Origin of the sequence: Pseudomonas sp. KK4, from assembly GCF_001984065.1 — a bacterium.
Taxonomy (GTDB): domain Bacteria; phylum Pseudomonadota; class Gammaproteobacteria; order Pseudomonadales; family Pseudomonadaceae; genus Aquipseudomonas.
In genome coordinates, this window is record NZ_LYVP01000059.1 from 1 (window position 1) to 15941 (window position 15941).

12 protein-coding genes are annotated in these 15941 nt (G+C 58.4%); 11 read left to right on the forward strand and 1 reads right to left on the reverse strand.

Annotated elements, in window-relative coordinates; all coding sequences use genetic code 11:
- Window positions 1–252 precede the first annotated feature (252 nt).
- Both B0W55_RS18845 and B0W55_RS18850 read left to right on the forward strand, forming a co-directional pair.
- Window positions 253–564 carry a DUF485 domain-containing protein gene (locus tag B0W55_RS18845; protein ID WP_077047441.1) on the forward strand — a complete coding sequence of 104 codons (312 nt, stop codon included), beginning with the start codon at window positions 253–255 and terminating at the stop codon, window positions 562–564.
- On the forward strand, window positions 561–2219 hold the full coding sequence (locus B0W55_RS18850) for a cation acetate symporter (RefSeq protein ID WP_077047442.1): 1659 nt from the start codon (window positions 561–563) through the stop codon (window positions 2217–2219). The genes B0W55_RS18845 and B0W55_RS18850 overlap by 4 nt, the downstream gene beginning before the upstream one ends.
- 300 nt (window positions 2220–2519) lie before the next feature.
- On the opposite strand, the gene gltA is transcribed toward B0W55_RS18850, so the two are convergent.
- Window positions 2520–3809 carry a citrate synthase gene (gltA, locus tag B0W55_RS18855; protein WP_007977501.1) on the reverse strand — a complete coding sequence of 430 codons (1290 nt, stop codon included), beginning with the start codon at window positions 3807–3809 and terminating at the stop codon, window positions 2520–2522.
- Between the two features lie 364 nt (window positions 3810–4173).
- On the opposite strand from gltA, the gene sdhC reads away from it, so the two are divergent.
- From sdhC to sucD, 9 genes are all read left to right on the forward strand, one after another.
- The gene (gene sdhC, locus B0W55_RS18860) at window positions 4174–4548 is read left to right on the forward strand and encodes a succinate dehydrogenase, cytochrome b556 subunit (protein WP_016773673.1); all 375 of its coding nucleotides are present in this window, start codon (window positions 4174–4176) and stop codon (window positions 4546–4548) included.
- Window positions 4542–4910 carry a succinate dehydrogenase, hydrophobic membrane anchor protein gene (gene sdhD, locus B0W55_RS18865; protein ID WP_077047443.1) on the forward strand — a complete coding sequence of 123 codons (369 nt, stop codon included), beginning with the start codon at window positions 4542–4544 and terminating at the stop codon, window positions 4908–4910. Before sdhC ends, sdhD begins: the two co-directional genes overlap by 7 nt.
- 3 nt (window positions 4911–4913) lie before the next feature.
- Window positions 4914–6686 (forward strand): succinate dehydrogenase flavoprotein subunit, encoded by a 1773-nt coding sequence (gene sdhA, locus B0W55_RS18870; RefSeq protein WP_077047444.1) that lies wholly within the window; start codon window positions 4914–4916, stop codon window positions 6684–6686.
- Between the two features lie 11 nt (window positions 6687–6697).
- Window positions 6698–7402 carry a succinate dehydrogenase iron-sulfur subunit gene (locus tag B0W55_RS18875; protein ID WP_007959035.1) on the forward strand — a complete coding sequence of 235 codons (705 nt, stop codon included), beginning with the start codon at window positions 6698–6700 and terminating at the stop codon, window positions 7400–7402.
- Between the two features lie 254 nt (window positions 7403–7656).
- The gene (locus B0W55_RS18880; protein WP_077047445.1) at window positions 7657–10488 is read left to right on the forward strand and encodes a 2-oxoglutarate dehydrogenase E1 component; all 2832 of its coding nucleotides are present in this window, start codon (window positions 7657–7659) and stop codon (window positions 10486–10488) included.
- A gap of 42 nt (window positions 10489–10530) precedes the next feature.
- The gene (odhB, locus tag B0W55_RS18885) at window positions 10531–11751 is read left to right on the forward strand and encodes a 2-oxoglutarate dehydrogenase complex dihydrolipoyllysine-residue succinyltransferase (RefSeq protein WP_077047446.1); all 1221 of its coding nucleotides are present in this window, start codon (window positions 10531–10533) and stop codon (window positions 11749–11751) included.
- Between the two features lie 97 nt (window positions 11752–11848).
- Window positions 11849–13285 carry a dihydrolipoyl dehydrogenase gene (gene lpdA, locus B0W55_RS18890; protein WP_077047447.1) on the forward strand — a complete coding sequence of 479 codons (1437 nt, stop codon included), beginning with the start codon at window positions 11849–11851 and terminating at the stop codon, window positions 13283–13285.
- A 199-nt stretch (window positions 13286–13484) separates the two neighbouring features.
- The gene (sucC, locus tag B0W55_RS18895) at window positions 13485–14651 is read left to right on the forward strand and encodes an ADP-forming succinate--CoA ligase subunit beta (RefSeq protein ID WP_003223015.1); all 1167 of its coding nucleotides are present in this window, start codon (window positions 13485–13487) and stop codon (window positions 14649–14651) included.
- Window positions 14651–15532 carry a succinate--CoA ligase subunit alpha gene (sucD, locus tag B0W55_RS18900; RefSeq protein WP_003223019.1) on the forward strand — a complete coding sequence of 294 codons (882 nt, stop codon included), beginning with the start codon at window positions 14651–14653 and terminating at the stop codon, window positions 15530–15532. The genes sucC and sucD overlap by 1 nt, the downstream gene beginning before the upstream one ends.
- Window positions 15533–15941: the final 409 nt, after the last annotated feature.

The window sequence follows — 15941 nt, forward strand, 5'->3', positions numbered from 1 at the left end:
CCTGTGGGAGCGGGCTTGCTCGCGAAGGCGGTCTGTCCGTTGAGTTATTCAATGGCTGACCTGGCGCCTTCGCGAGCAAGCCCGCTCCCACATTTGTTTGTGGGAATCTGGAAAATCGCGGTGAGCGAGCTCGCTCCTGCAATTGGCAGTTTTGTCATGTCGTTCTAATACTAAGGTCGTCTGGAACCTGGCTCGCAGCCGCATAGAGTGGATAACGTTCCAACAATAATCTGTGCTGCGAGGATAAAAACAATGAACGACAGCATTTACCTCTCGATTCAAAACAGCCCGCGCTTCAAGGAGCTGGTTAGCAAGAGGGAACGATTCGCCTGGATTCTGTCGGCGATCATGCTAGGGCTTTACTCCGGATTCATCCTTCTGATCGCTTACGGGCCGCAGATACTGGGGGCAAAACTCAGCCCAGGGTCTTCGATTACCTGGGGCATCCCGATCGGTGTCGGGCTGATTGTCTCGGCCTTTATCCTGACCGGTATCTACGTACGACGCGCCAACGGCGAATTCGACGACCTGAACAATGCGATTCTCAAGGAGGCTCAGCAATGATCCGGCGTCTAATGGCTCTACTGGGCATCGCAGCCTTTGCACCGGGCGCCTGGGCGGCTGACGCCCTGACCGGGGCCGTGCAGAAACAACCGCTCAACGTTTCCGCGATTCTGATGTTCGTCGTATTCGTTGGTGCAACCCTGTGCATCACCTACTGGGCATCGAAGAAAAACAAGTCGGCCTCCGACTACTATGCGGCGGGCGGCAAGATCACCGGTTTCCAGAACGGTCTGGCGATTGCCGGTGACTACATGTCGGCGGCGTCCTTCCTGGGTATTTCCGCCCTGGTATTCACCTCCGGCTACGATGGCCTGATCTATTCGATCGGCTTCCTGGTGGGTTGGCCGATCATTCTGTTCCTGATCGCCGAACGTCTGCGTAACCTGGGTAAATACACCTTTGCCGACGTGGCGTCCTACCGCCTCGGCCAAACCCAGATCCGTTCCCTGTCCGCCTGCGGTTCGCTGGTGGTGGTGGCGTTCTACCTGATCGCGCAAATGGTCGGTGCCGGCAAGTTGATCCAGCTGCTGTTCGGCCTGGACTACCACGTTGCGGTGATCCTGGTGGGCATCCTGATGTGCCTCTATGTGTTGTTCGGCGGTATGCTGGCCACCACCTGGGTGCAGATCATCAAGGCTGTGCTGTTGCTGTCCGGCGCTTCGTTCATGGCGCTGATGGTGATGAAGCACGTCAACTTCGACTTCAACATGCTGTTCTCCGAGGCGATCAAGGTTCACCCCAAAGGTGAGGCGATCATGAGCCCTGGCGGTCTGGTGAAAGATCCGGTCTCCGCGTTCTCTCTTGGCCTGGCACTGATGTTCGGTACCGCTGGCCTGCCGCACATCCTGATGCGCTTCTTCACCGTGAGTGACGCAAAGGAAGCTCGCAAGAGCGTGCTGTATGCAACCGGTTTCATTGGTTACTTCTACATCCTGACCTTCATCATCGGCTTCGGCGCGATCCTGCTGGTCAGCACCAACCCTGCGTTCAAGGATGCGGCGGGTGCGTTGCTGGGCGGTAACAACATGGCCGCGGTGCACCTGGCCAACGCGGTCGGTGGCAGCATCTTCCTGGGCTTCATCTCGGCGGTAGCGTTCGCGACCATTCTGGCAGTGGTTGCCGGTCTGACCCTGGCCGGTGCGTCGGCGGTGTCCCATGACCTGTACGCCAGCGTGATCAAGAAAGGCAAGGCCAACGAGAAGGATGAGATTCGCGTCTCGAAAATCACCACCATCGCCCTGGCGGTGCTGGCGATTGCCCTGGGCATCCTGTTCGAAAGCCAGAACATCGCGTTCATGGTGGGCCTGGCGTTCTCCATCGCGGCCAGTTGCAACTTCCCGGTCCTGCTGCTCTCCATGTACTGGAAGAAGCTGACCACCCGTGGCGCGATGATCGGCGGCTGGATGGGCCTGATCAGTGCCGTGGGCCTGATGATCCTCGGCCCGACCATCTGGGTGCAGATCCTGCATCATGAGAAGGCGATCTTCCCGTACGAGTACCCTGCGCTGTTTTCCATGATCATTGCCTTTGTCGGTATCTGGTTCTTCTCGATTACCGACAAGTCGACTGCAGCTGATAATGAGCGGGCGCTGTTCTTCCCGCAGTTCGTTCGCTCGCAGACGGGTCTGGGGGCGAGTGGGGCGGTTTCGCACTAAGGCTTGATGTTTTTATATAAGTAACGCAACAAGAAACGATGCCCCGATCGAGAGATCGGGGCATTTTTTTATTGGGCGGTTATCGCACTGAAACTATTGGGCGAGCCTGTTTGCGAAAAAGATGACCAGATGATTGGGTATTCAGGTAGCCCCTGTAATCGTTGGTCTCCATCGCGAGCAAGTTCGCTCCTGCAGGTGGGGGACGCTGGGTATGTACACAACTGGCGCACAAACAAAAACGGCCTCTATGGGAATAGAGGCCGTTTCCGGTACTGCTAGGACGCTACAGCAAGATAAATCTTACTTGCGGTCTTCCAGCTTGGTGATGTCGCGCGACTCGTAGCCGGTGTACAGCTGGCGAGGACGGCCGATCTTGTACGGGCTGGAGAGCATTTCCTTCCAGTGGGAGATCCAGCCGACGGTCCGCGCCAGGGCGAAGATCACGGTGAACATGCTGGTCGGAATGCCGATCGCCTTGAGGATGATCCCCGAGTAGAAGTCGACGTTCGGGTACAGCGAGCGCTCGATGAAGTACGGGTCGGTCAGGGCGATCTCTTCCAGGCGCATGGCCAGTTCGAGTTGCGGATCGTTCTGGATGCCCAGTTCCTTGAGCACTTCGTCGCAGGTCTGCTTCATGACGGTAGCGCGTGGGTCGCGGTTTTTGTAAACGCGGTGACCGAAGCCCATCAGCTTGAACGGATCGTTCTTGTCCTTGGCCTTGGCAATGAACTTGTCGATGTTCGAGACATCGCCAATTTCATCGAGCATGGTCAGAACGGCTTCGTTTGCGCCGCCGTGGGCAGGGCCCCACAGCGCAGCGATACCGGCGGCGATACAGGCGAACGGGTTGGCACCCGAAGAGCCCGCCAGGCGCACGGTGGACGTCGAGGCGTTCTGCTCGTGGTCGGCATGGAGGATGAAGATCCGGTCCATGGCCTTGGCGAGCACCGGGCTGATCGGTTTGATCTCGCACGGGGTGTTGAACATCATGTGCAGGAAGTTTTCCGCGTACGACAGGTCGTTGCGCGGGTACATCATGGGTTGGCCCATGGAGTACTTGTAAACCATCGCTGCCAGGGTCGGCATCTTGGCAACCAGGCGGATCGCGGAGATTTCGCGATGCTGCGGGTTATTGATGTCCAGGGAGTCGTGGTAGAAGGCCGAAAGGGCGCCGACTACGCCGCACATCACGGCCATTGGGTGGGCGTCGCGACGGAAGCCGTTGAAGAAGGTCTTGAGCTGTTCGTGAACCATGGTGTGGTTCTTGACGGTGCTGACGAACTGGGCCTTCTGTTCTGCGGTCGGCAGTTCGCCGTTGAGCAGCAGGTAGCAGGTTTCCAGGTAGTCCGACTTTTCAGCCAATTGTTCGATCGGGTAGCCGCGGTGCAACAGGATGCCGTTGTCGCCGTCGATATAGGTGATCTTCGACTCGCAGGAGGCGGTCGACATGAAGCCTGGGTCAAAGGTGAAGCGGCCCGTGGCCGTCAAGCCCCGAACATCGATAACATCGGGACCAACGGTGCCGGTTAAAATGGGCAGCTCGACGGGGGCTGCGCCCTCGATGATCAACTGCGCTTTTTTGTCAGCCATGTGGCCTCCTATTTATGCTTGAAATCATCAGACAGACCCCCCACGCAGGGCCCGCACCACTATAGTGAGATAAATTCGAATGTCAATTTGCCTAAAGTCTTGCTCCAGAAGGCTTTAACCGGACTTTTTTCTCGAAATTGCCTGCCGTTTACGCCTTTTATCCGACTTGCGCAATCCACCATTCAGTGAACGGTATGTCCGTTGTCATTAGTAGCCTAACTGTCTATACTCGGCCACCGACCGCCAAGGGCTTTTGGGCTTGCTTTATTGGGGGTCGCCTCCCTGGGTGGTGGTTACCTGACCAGTGCACTCCCCAACAACTTTGCCCTGATTGTTAGGGGCTCTTCAGTGTGAAAAAAAAGCCGTGAAAAGCCAACGACCTGTAAACCTAGACCTAAGGACCATCAAACTCCCAGTCACTGCTTACACGTCCATTCTTCACCGTATCTCCGGTGTCATCCTCTTCGTGTGCCTTGCCATCATGCTTTATGCATTGGACAAGTCGCTGAGCTCCGAGGAAGGCTTCGGTCAGGTGAAAGCGTGTCTGACCAGTCCGCTAGCCAAGCTAGTGATTTGGGGCATCCTGTCCGCTCTGCTGTATCACCTGGTAGCCGGCGTGCGCCATTTGATCATGGACATGGGCATCGGTGAGACGCTGGAAGGCGGCAAGCTGGGCTCGAAAATCGTTATCGCCGTTTCCGTGGTGGTAATCGTTCTGGCAGGAGTTTGGATATGGTAACTAACGTCACGAACCTGTCGCGTTCGGGCCTCTATGACTGGATGGCGCAGCGCGTTTCTGCGGTCGTTCTCGCGGCTTACTTCATTTTCCTGATCGGATACATCATCGCCCACCCAGGCCTTGAGTATGCCCAGTGGCATGAACTGTTCGCCAATAACTGGATGCGTATCTTCAGCCTCCTGGCCCTGGTTGCCCTCGGCGCTCACGCCTGGGTCGGCATGTGGACCATCGCGACCGACTACCTGACGCCAATGGCGTTCGGCAAGTCCGCGACCGCTGTACGTTTCCTTTTCCAGGCAGTATGCGGCGTTGCGATGTTCGCTTACTTCGTCTGGGGTGTGCAGATTCTCTGGGGTATCTGAGTCATGGCTAACATTCCAACGATTTCTTTCGACGCCATCATCATTGGTGGTGGCGGCGCCGGCATGCGCGCAGCGCTGCAACTGGCACAAGGCGGTCACAAGACTGCCGTGATCACCAAAGTGTTCCCGACCCGCTCGCACACCGTTTCGGCACAGGGCGGCATCACCTGCGCCATCGCCTCGGCGGATCCGAACGATGACTGGCGCTGGCACATGTACGATACCGTCAAGGGCTCCGACTACATCGGTGACCAGGACGCTATCGAATACATGTGTCAGGAAGGCCCGGCCGCCGTTTTCGAGCTGGACCACATGGGTCTGCCGTTCTCCCGTACCGAAACCGGCCGCATCTACCAGCGTCCGTTCGGCGGTCAGTCCAAGGACTACGGTAAAGGCGGCCAGGCTGCCCGTACCTGCGCAGCGTCCGACCGTACCGGTCACGCCCTGCTGCACACCCTTTATCAGGGCAACCTGAAGGCCGGTACCACGTTCCTGAACGAGTACTACGCTGTCGACCTGGTGAAGAACCAGGAAGGCGAGTTTGTCGGTGTGATCGCGATCTGCATCGAAACCGGCGAAACTTCCTACATCCGCGCCAAGGCCACCGTGTTGGCTACCGGCGGTGCAGGCCGCATCTACGCGTCCACCACCAACGCCCTGATCAACACCGGTGACGGTGTCGGCATGGCTCTGCGTGCGGGCGTTCCGGTACAAGACATCGAAATGTGGCAGTTCCACCCGACCGGCATCGCCGGCGCCGGTGTACTGGTTACAGAAGGTTGCCGTGGTGAAGGTGGTTACCTGATCAACAAGCACGGCGAGCGTTTCATGGAGCGTTATGCTCCGAACGCCAAAGATCTGGCAGGTCGTGACGTTGTTGCCCGTTCGATGGTTAAAGAGATCATTGCCGGTAACGGCTGCGGTCCGAACGGCGACCACGTAATGCTCAAGCTCGACCACCTGGGCGAGGAAGTGCTGCACAGCCGTCTGCCAGGCATCTGCGAGCTGTCGAAAACGTTTGCTCACGTTGACCCGGTTGTTGCTCCGGTTCCGGTTGTTCCGACCTGCCACTACATGATGGGCGGCGTTGCCACCAACATTCATGGTCAGGCGATCACCCAGAACGCCGAAGGCGTCGACACCATCATCCCGGGCCTGTTCGCAGTAGGCGAAGTGGCTTGCGTATCGGTGCATGGTGCCAACCGTCTGGGCGGCAACTCGCTGCTCGACCTGGTCGTATTCGGCCGCGCTGCCGGCCTGCACCTGGAGAAGGCGCTGACCGACGGTATCGACTACGACGACGCTACCGAAGCCAACATCGAAGCTGCCCTGTCGCGTCTGAACGCGCTCAACGGCCGTACCGATGGTGAAGACGTGGCGACCCTGCGTCGCGAGCTGCAAAGCTGCATGCAGAACTACTTCGGTGTATTCCGTACCGGCGAATACATGCAGAAGGGTATTGCCCAGTTGGCCGATCTGCGCAAGCGCATCGCCAACGTCAAGATCAACGACAAGTCGCAGGCGTTCAACACTGCGCGTATCGAAGCTCTGGAACTGCAAAACCTGCTGGAAGTGGCCGAAGCTACCGCCATCGCCGCGGAAGTACGTAAAGAGTCCCGCGGCGCTCACGCCCGTGAAGACTTCGAAGACCGTGACGACGAAAACTGGCTGTGCCACACCCTGTACTTCCCGGGTGAGAAACGCGTTGCCAAGCGTGCCGTGAACTTCTCGCCGAAGACTGTTCCGACTTTCGAACCTAAAGTCCGGACTTATTAAGGGTGACCGCCATGTTGCAAGTCAGTGTTTATCGCTACAACCCAGATCAGGACGCAGCGCCGTTCATGCAGGAATTCCAGGTCGATACCGGTGGTAAGGACCTGATGGTGCTGGACGTGCTCGCGCTGATCAAAGAGCAGGACGAAGGTTTCTCCTACCGTCGTTCCTGCCGTGAAGGCGTCTGCGGTTCCGACGGCATGAACATCAACGGCAAGAACGGCCTGGCGTGCATCACGCCGCTGTCCGCCGTGGTCAAGGGCAACAAGCTGATCGTTCGTCCGCTGCCAGGTTTGCCGGTGATCCGTGACCTGGTCGTCGATATGAGCATCTTCTACAAGCAATACGAGAAGGTGAAGCCATTCCTGCAGAACGACACGCCGGCTCCGGCCATCGAGCGCCTGCAGTCCCCTGAAGAGCGTGAAAAGCTCGACGGTCTGTACGAGTGCATCCTGTGCGCCTGCTGCTCGACCTCGTGCCCGTCCTTCTGGTGGAACCCGGACAAGTTCCTGGGTCCAGCTGCCCTGCTGCAAGCGTATCGCTTCCTGGCAGACAGCCGCGACACCAAGACGTCCGAGCGTCTGGCTTCGCTGGATGACCCGTTCAGCGTATTCCGCTGCCGCGGGATCATGAACTGCGTCAACGTTTGTCCGAAAGGCCTGAACCCGACTAAGGCCATCGGTCACATCCGTAACATGCTGCTCTCGAGCGGCGTGTGATTCAGCTGCTGTACCCGTAGTACCCGTAGATGCTGCGGCGCAGGCTTCAACCGGCGCCGTAGTTTTAACCTGAGCAGCAGCCCAAAAGGCTGCGGCTCTTATTTTGAAGAAATGAGACAAGCAGGGGCATCCGGGCTGGTACCCGGACTATCAGCGTGATCCTAAGTGGCTTGTTTTGGTCGCTGCATTCGGACTTCTGCAAGTTTGCTCGGTGTCGACGCCGATGGTGTTCCCCTAACCGAGGGTGACCAAGCATGCAAGAAAGCGTGATGCAGCGCATGTGGAACAGTGCCCACCTTTCAGGTGGAAACGCTGCCTATGTGGAAGAGCTTTATGAGCTCTACCTGCACGACCCTAACGCTGTGCCAGAAGAGTGGCGCACCTACTTCCAGAAGTTGCCTGCTGACGGCAGCTCTGCCACCGATGTTTCGCACTCTACGATTCGCGATCATTTCGTGTTGCTGGCAAAGAACCAGCGCCGCGCCCAACCGGTTTCCGCCGGCAGCGTGAGCAGTGAGCACGAGAAGAAGCAAGTTGAAGTGCTGCGATTGATCCAGGCCTACCGTATGCGTGGCCACCAGGCAGCCCAGCTTGACCCGCTGGGGCTGTGGCAGCGTCCTGCACCTGCAGACCTGTCGATCAATCATTACGGCTTGACCAATGCCGATCTTGATACGACCTTCCGTGCCGGCGACCTGTTCATCGGCAAAGAGGAAGCGAGCCTACGCGAAATTCACGAAGCGTTGCAGCAGACATATTGCCGCACCATCGGCGCTGAATTTACGCACATCACCGATTCCGAGCAGCGCCAGTGGTTCCAGCAGCGTCTGGAAAGCGTGCGTGGTCGTCCGACGTACTCCGCCGACATCAAGAGCCATTTGCTTGAGCGAGTGACCGCCGGTGAAGGCCTGGAAAAATACCTGGGTACCAAATACCCGGGCACCAAGCGTTTCGGCCTGGAAGGCGGCGAAAGCCTGATTCCGATGCTCGACGAGCTGATCCAGCGTTCCGGTTCCTACGGCACCAAGGAAATCGTCATCGGCATGGCTCACCGTGGCCGTCTGAACGTACTGGTCAATACCTTCGGCAAGAACCCGCGCGAGCTGTTCGACGAGTTCGAAGGCAAGAAGAAGGTCGAGCTGGGTTCAGGTGACGTTAAATACCACCAGGGCTTCTCGTCCAACGTCATGACCACCGGCGGTGAAGTTCACCTGGCCATGGCTTTCAACCCGTCCCACCTGGAAATCGTATCGCCAGTGGTCGAGGGTTCGGTGCGTGCCCGTCAGGATCGTCGCAACGACCCTACCGGTGAGAAGGTTCTGCCGATCTCCATCCACGGTGACGCTGCCATCGCAGGTCAGGGCGTGGTCATGGAAACCTTCCAGATGTCGCAAACCCGCGGTTTCAAGACCGGCGGTACCGTGCACATCGTGATCAACAACCAGGTCGGTTTCACCATCAGCAACCCGCTGGACGCGCGCTCCACCGAGTACGCGACCGATGTTGCGAAAATGATCCAGGCGCCGATCCTCCATGTGAATGGCGATGATCCGGAAGCCGTGTTGTTCGTGACCCAACTGGCCATCGACTACCGCATGCAGTTCAAGCGTGACGTGGTCATCGACATGTTCTGCTACCGTCGTCGCGGCCACAACGAGGCCGATGAACCAAGCGGCACCCAGCCTCTGATGTATCAGCAGATCACCAAGCAGCGCACCACCCGTGAGCTGTACGCCGATCGTCTGACCCAGAGCGGTGTGCTGGACGCAGAGCGTGTTCAGGCGAAAGTCGACGAATACCGCAACGCGCTGGACAACGGTCTGCACGTAGTGAAAAGCCTGGTCAAAGAGCCGAACAAAGAGCTGTTCGTGGACTGGCGTCCGTACCTGGGCCACGCCTGGACCGCGCGTCACGACACTCGCTTCGATCTCAAGACCCTGCAGGAACTGTCCGCCAAGCTGCTGGAAATTCCGGAAGGCTTCGTGGTTCAGCGCCAGGTTGCGAAGATCTACGAAGACCGCCAGAAAATGCAAGCCGGCGGCCTGCCGATCAACTGGGGTTACGCCGAAACCATGGCGTACGCGACCCTGGCGTTCGAAGGTCACCCGATCCGCATGACCGGCCAGGACATCGGCCGCGGTACGTTCTCGCACCGTCATGCCGTGTTGCACAACCAGAAGGACGCGGGCACCTACATCCCGTTGCAGAACCTGTACGACGGTCAGCCGCGCTTCGACCTGTACGACTCGTTCCTTTCCGAAGAAGCGGTGCTGGCGTTCGAGTACGGTTACTCGACCACCACGCCCAATGCCCTGGTTATCTGGGAAGCCCAGTTCGGCGACTTTGCCAACGGTGCCCAGGTGGTCATCGACCAGTTCATCACCAGTGGCGAGCACAAGTGGGGCCGTCTGTGCGGTCTGACCATGCTGCTGCCGCACGGTTATGAAGGTCAGGGGCCGGAGCACTCCTCGGCTCGTCTGGAGCGTTACCTGCAGCTGTGCGCCGAGCACAACATCCAGGTATGCCTGCCGACGACGCCGGCTCAGATCTACCACTTGCTGCGCCGTCAGGTGATTCGCCCGCTGCGCAAGCCTCTGGTAGTGCTGACTCCGAAGTCGCTGCTGCGTCACAAGCTGGCCATCTCGACGCTGGAAGATCTGGCCGAAGGTTCGTTCCAGACCGTTATCCCGGAAATCGATGCCCTGGACCCGAAAAAGGTCGAGCGCGTGGTTCTGTGTAGCGGCAAGGTCTACTACGACCTGCTGGAAAAACGCCGTGCCGAAGGCCGTGACGATATCGCCATCGTGCGTATCGAACAGTTGTATCCGTTCCCTGAGGACGACTTGAAAGAAGTCCTGGCTCCTTACACCAACGCCAAGCATGCCGTCTGGTGCCAGGAAGAGCCGATGAACCAGGGCGCGTGGTACTGCAGCCAACACCACATGCGTCGCAGCATCAGCAACCTCAACAAGTCTCTCGTACTCGAGTACGCGGGCCGTGAGGCTTCTGCTGCACCGGCATGCGGTTACGCATCGATGCACGCCGAACAGCAGGAACAACTGCTGCAAGCGGCCTTTACTGTTTAACGCCTTCGCGCACCTGAAACCGAATTTAAGGACCCACAGATAATGGCTATCGAAATCAAAGCCCCCACTTTCCCGGAATCGGTTGCCGACGGCACCGTTGCTACCTGGCACAAAAAGCCGGGCGAGGCCGTCAAGCGTGACGAACTGATCGTCGACATCGAAACCGACAAGGTTGTCCTGGAAGTGTTGGCCACGGCCGACGGCGTTCTGGGCGCAATCGTCAAGGGCGAAGGCGACACCGTTCTGTCCGACGAAGTCCTGGGCTCCATCGAAGAGGGCGGCGCTGCTGCCGCCCCAGTCGCTGCTGCTCCGGCTGCCGCTGCTCAAGCTGCTGCTCCTGCCGCCGAAGGCGAAGACGATCCTGTTGCTGCACCGGCTGCTCGCAAGCTGGCTGAAGAAAACGGCATCAACATCGCTTCCGTTGCCGGTACCGGCAAAGGCGGTCGTGTGACCAAGGAAGACGTGGTTGCAGCCGTTGCCGCCAAGAAAGCCGCTCCAGCCGCCGCGCCTGCCAAGGCTGCTGCTCCTGCCGCTGCCGCTCCGGTGTTCGCTGCCGGTGACCGCGTCGAGAAACGCGTTCCGATGACCCGCCTGCGTGCCAAGGTTGCCGAGCGTCTGGTTGAAGCTCAGTCGAACATGGCGATGCTGACCACGTTCAACGAAGTGGACATGACCGAAGTCATGGCCCTGCGTTCGAAGTACAAGGACCTGTTCGAGAAGTCCCACAACGGCGTGCGCCTGGGCTTCATGTCGTTCTTCGTGAAAGCGGCCACCGAAGCGCTCAAGCGCTTCCCGGCTGTCAACGCGTCGATCGACGGTGCCGACATCGTTTACCACGGCTACGCTGACGTCGGTGTCGCTGTTTCCAGCGATCGCGGTCTGGTCGTACCGGTTCTGCGTAACGCCGAACTGATGAGCCTGGCTGAAATCGAAGGCGGCATCGCCACTTTCGGCAAGAAAGCCCGTGACGGCAAACTGTCGATGGAAGAAATGACCGGCGGCACGTTCACCATCACCAACGGCGGTACCTTCGGTTCGATGATGTCGACCCCGATCGTCAACCCGCCGCAGGCTGCGATCCTGGGCATGCACAACATCATCCAGCGTCCTATGGCGATCAACGGCCAAGTCGTTATCCGTCCGATGATGTACCTGGCACTGTCCTACGATCACCGTCTGATCGATGGCAAAGAAGCTGTAACCTTCCTGGTGACCATCAAGAACCTGCTGGAAGATCCGGCTCGTCTGTTGCTGGATATCTGATAGAAGCAGCCATGAGCTGCAAGCTTCAGGCTGCATGAAAACGCAGCCTGGCTTGCAGCTTGCGGCTTGAAGCTTTTCGCTAAAGAGGATTTTTTGAATGTCACAGAAATTTGACGTAGTAGTGATCGGTGCCGGCCCTGGCGGTTACGTGGCTGCCATCAAGGCCGCCCAGCTGGGTCTTTCGACTGCCTGCATCGAGAAGTACACCGACAAGGAAGGCAAACTGGCGCTGGGCGGTACCTGCCTGAACGTCGGTTGCATTCCGTCCAAGGCCCTGCTGGACAGCTCGTGGAAATTCCACGAAGCGCAGGACGGCTTTGCGATCCATGGTATCAACCACGCTGGCGTGACCATGGACGTGCCAGCCATGGTCGGCCGCAAGGCCAACATCGTCAAAGGCCTGACCTCCGGCGTTGCCACCCTGTTCAAGGCCAACGGCGTTACTTCGATTCAGGGCCACGGCAAACTGCTGGCCGGCAAGAAAGTCGAAGTCACCAAGCCTGACGGTTCGGTTGAAGTCATCGAAGCCGAAAACGTGATCCTGGCGCCAGGCTCGCGTCCGATCGACATTCCACCGGCTCCGGTCGACCAGAATGTGATCGTCGACTCCACCGGCGCCCTGGAATTCCAATCCGTACCCAAGCGTCTGGGCGTGATCGGCGCTGGCGTGATCGGTCTGGAACTGGGTTCGGTCTGGTCGCGTCTGGGTGCAGAAGTGACTGTCCTGGAAGCCCTGGACACTTTCCTGATGGCAGCCGACACCGCTGTTTCCAAGGAAGCGCTGAAAACCCTGACCAAACAGGGCCTGGACATCAAGCTGGGCGCTCGCGTGACCGGCTCCAAAGTGAACGGCGACGAAGTCGTCGTGAACTACACCGATGCCAACGGCGAACAGAACATCACGTTCGACAAGCTGATCGTTGCCGTTGGTCGCCGTCCAGTGACCACTGATCTGCTGGCTGCCGATTGCGGCGTGACCCTGGACGAGCGCGGTTTCGTGCACGTTGACGATCACTGCGCCACCACCGTACCGGGCGTCTACGCCATCGGTGACGTGGTTCGCGGCATGATGCTGGCGCACAAGGCCTCGGAAGAGGGCATCATGGTCGTCGAGCGCATCAAGGGCCACAAAGCCCAGATGAACTATGACCTGATCCCTTCGGTTATTTATACTCACCCGGAAATCGCGTGGGTCGGTAAAACCGAACAGGCCTTGAAAGCTGAAGGCGTAGAAGTTAACGTCGGCACCTTCCCGTTCGCAGCCTCTGGCCGTGCCATGGCTGCCAACGACACCGGCGGTTTCGTCAAGGTCATCGCAGATGCCAAGACTGACCGCGTATTGGGCGTCCACGTGATTGGCCCAAGCGCTGCGGAACTGGTTCAACAGGGCGCAATCGGTATGGAATTCGGCACCAGCGCTGAAGACCTGGGCATGATGGTTTTCTCCCATCCAACCCTGTCCGAAGCCTTGCACGAAGCAGCTCTGGCTGTGAATGGCGGCGCCATCCACATCGCCAACCGCAAGAAGCGTTAAGACACAATAAGAAACCACGGCGGTATCGGCCCGTCGTGAGCCTTGCGCGCAAGACTCACCGCGGAATGTCCGCTGGACGCAGTCTTGCGTAGCTGCACCGGGTATCCGGAAAGGCTACGCAAGCAGCAGTCACAGGTGGTGCGGCACTTCAACGAGTGCAGCACCGAATGCGCAGTACCTAACGAAGACGGTAATAAGCATGAATCTTCACGAGTATCAGGGTAAGCAGCTGTTCGCTGAGTACGGCCTGCCAGTATCCACCGGTTACGCGGTAGACACCCCGGAAGCAGCAGCAGAAGCTTGCGACAAAATCGGCGGCAGCGAGTGGGTTGTCAAAGCCCAGGTCCACGCCGGTGGTCGCGGTAAAGCGGGCGGCGTAAAGCTGGTTCGCAACAAAGAAGACGCCAAAGCCTTCGCACAGCAGTGGCTGGGCAAGCGTCTGGTGACTTACCAGACTGACGCCAATGGTCAGCCAGTCACCAAGATCCTGGTTGAATCGTGCACTGATATCGCTAAAGAGCTGTACCTGGGCGCTGTCGTTGACCGTTCGAGCCGTCGCATCGTGTTCATGGCTTCCACCGAAGGTGGCGTGGACATCGAGAAAATCGCTCACGACACTCCAGAAAAAATTCTGAAGGCCACTATCGATCCACTGGTTGGCGCTCAGCCATTCCAGGGTCGCGAGCTGGCATTCCAGTTGGGTCTGGAAGGCAAGCAAGTTGCCCAGTTCGCCAAGATCTTCGTCGGTCTGGCCAAACTGTTCCAGGATCACGATCTGGCCCTGCTGGAAGTGAACCCGCTGGTGATCAAGGCTGACGGCGATCTGCACTGCCTGGACGCCAAGATCAACATCGACGCCAACGCCATGTACCGTCAGCCAAAGCTGAAGACTTTCCACGATCCGTCGCAGGACGATCCGCGCGAAGCGCACGCTGCCAAGTTCGAACTGAACTACGTAGCGCTGGAAGGCAACATCGGTTGCATGGTCAACGGTGCTGGCCTGGCCATGGGTACCATGGACATCGTCAACCTGCACGGCGGCAAGCCAGCCAACTTCCTCGACGTGGGCGGCGGTGCTACCAAAGAACGCGTTACCGAAGCTTTCAAAATCATTCTGTCCGACACCAACGTCGCTGCAGTACTGGTTAACATCTTCGGCGGCATCGTTCGTTGCGACATGATTGCCGAAGGCATCATCGGTGCAGTGAAAGAAGTCGGCGTGAAAATCCCGGTTGTTGTTCGCCTTGAAGGCAACAACGCTGAGCTGGGCGCTAAAGTACTGGCAGAAAGCGGTTTGAACATCATCGCTGCTACCAGCCTGACCGACGCTGCTCAACAAGTTGTCAAAGCTGCGGAGGGCAAATAATGAGCGTCCTGATCAATAAAGACACCAAAGTTATCTGCCAGGGCATTACCGGTTCGCAAGGTAGTTTCCACACCCAGCAAGCCATCGAATATGGCACCAAGATGGTCGGTGGCGTAACGCCGGGCAAAGGCGGCACCGAGCACCTGGGTCTGCCAGTGTTCAACACCGTGAAAGACGCCGTAGCGGCCACTGGCGCCACCGCCAGCGTGATCTACGTTCCGGCTCCTTTCTGCAAGGATTCGATCCTGGAAGCGGCTTTCGGCGGCATCAAGCTGATCGTCTGCATCACCGAAGGAATTCCTACCCTGGACATGCTGGACGCTAAAGTTAAGTGCGACGAGCTGGGTGTTACCCTGATCGGCCCTAACTGCCCAGGCGTGATCACTCCAGGCGAATGCAAGATCGGCATCATGCCAGGTCACATTCACTTGCCAGGCAAGGTCGGTATCGTTTCCCGTTCCGGCACCCTGACCTACGAAGCTGTTAAGCAGACCACTGACGCCGGTTTCGGTCAGTCGACTTGCGTCGGCATCGGCGGTGACCCGATCCCTGGTTCGAACTTCATCGACATCCTGAAGCTGTTCCAGGAAGACCCGAAGACTGAAGCGATCGTCATGATCGGTGAGATCGGCGGTTCGGCTGAAGAAGAAGCGGCTGCCTACATCAAGGCACACGTGACCAAGCCGGTTGTTTCCTACATCGCTGGTGTGACTGCTCCTCCGGGCAAGCGCATGGGCCATGCTGGCGCAATCATCTCTGGCGGCAAAGGCACTGCAGACGAGAAATTCGCTGCTCTGCAAGACGCAGGCGTTAAAACCGTGCGTTCGCTGGCAGACATCGGCAAGGCCTTGGCCGAGCTGACCGGTTGGGCTGTCAAGTAAGCCTCGCGCTTAACTGACGCTTTACCAAACAAAGGCCACCTTCGGGTGGCCTTTGTCGTTTTCGGGGGGGTGTGCAGTCAGTGATGGCCTCTTCGCGGGCAAGCCTCGCTCCTACATGCATGGAGTCGTTCACCGATGTGAGAGCGGCCTCATACTCGTAGGCGCGAGTCTCGCCCGCAATGGCAGAATTACAACCACAGCCTCATTACATGCAAAAACGCGACACAGAAATGTCGTAGATCGGAATGTTCGCCCTCTAACAGTGCGTTCATCGCGCAAATTCGTTAGGCTACGCGCCATTTTTGCGTCCGCGCCCACAAGGCAGCCTCGCGCTTAAAGGGTCGGTCTCATACGGACTGACAGCATTTCCCTCACCCATAGGGAAATCCCTCTCTAAATTCCGATTCAG

Excerpts from the sequence above, each read along its gene's own strand:
- B0W55_RS18845 (WP_077047441.1), top strand. The coding sequence starts at position 253 with ATGAACGACAGCATTTACCTCTCGATTCAAAACAGCCCGCGCTTCAAG.
- B0W55_RS18850 (WP_077047442.1), top strand. The coding sequence starts at position 561 with ATGATCCGGCGTCTAATGGCTCTACTGGGCATCGCAGCCTTTGCACCG.
- gltA (WP_007977501.1), bottom strand. The coding sequence starts at position 3,809 with ATGGCTGACAAAAAAGCGCAGTTGATCATCGAGGGCGCAGCCCCCGTC.
- sdhD (WP_077047443.1), top strand. The coding sequence starts at position 4,542 with ATGGTAACTAACGTCACGAACCTGTCGCGTTCGGGCCTCTATGACTGG.
- sdhA (WP_077047444.1), top strand. The coding sequence starts at position 4,914 with ATGGCTAACATTCCAACGATTTCTTTCGACGCCATCATCATTGGTGGT.
- B0W55_RS18875 (WP_007959035.1), top strand. The coding sequence starts at position 6,698 with ATGTTGCAAGTCAGTGTTTATCGCTACAACCCAGATCAGGACGCAGCG.
- B0W55_RS18880 (WP_077047445.1), top strand. The coding sequence starts at position 7,657 with ATGCAAGAAAGCGTGATGCAGCGCATGTGGAACAGTGCCCACCTTTCA.
- odhB (WP_077047446.1), top strand. The coding sequence starts at position 10,531 with ATGGCTATCGAAATCAAAGCCCCCACTTTCCCGGAATCGGTTGCCGAC.
- lpdA (WP_077047447.1), top strand. The coding sequence starts at position 11,849 with ATGTCACAGAAATTTGACGTAGTAGTGATCGGTGCCGGCCCTGGCGGT.
- sucC (WP_003223015.1), top strand. The coding sequence starts at position 13,485 with ATGAATCTTCACGAGTATCAGGGTAAGCAGCTGTTCGCTGAGTACGGC.
- sucD (WP_003223019.1), top strand. The coding sequence starts at position 14,651 with ATGAGCGTCCTGATCAATAAAGACACCAAAGTTATCTGCCAGGGCATT.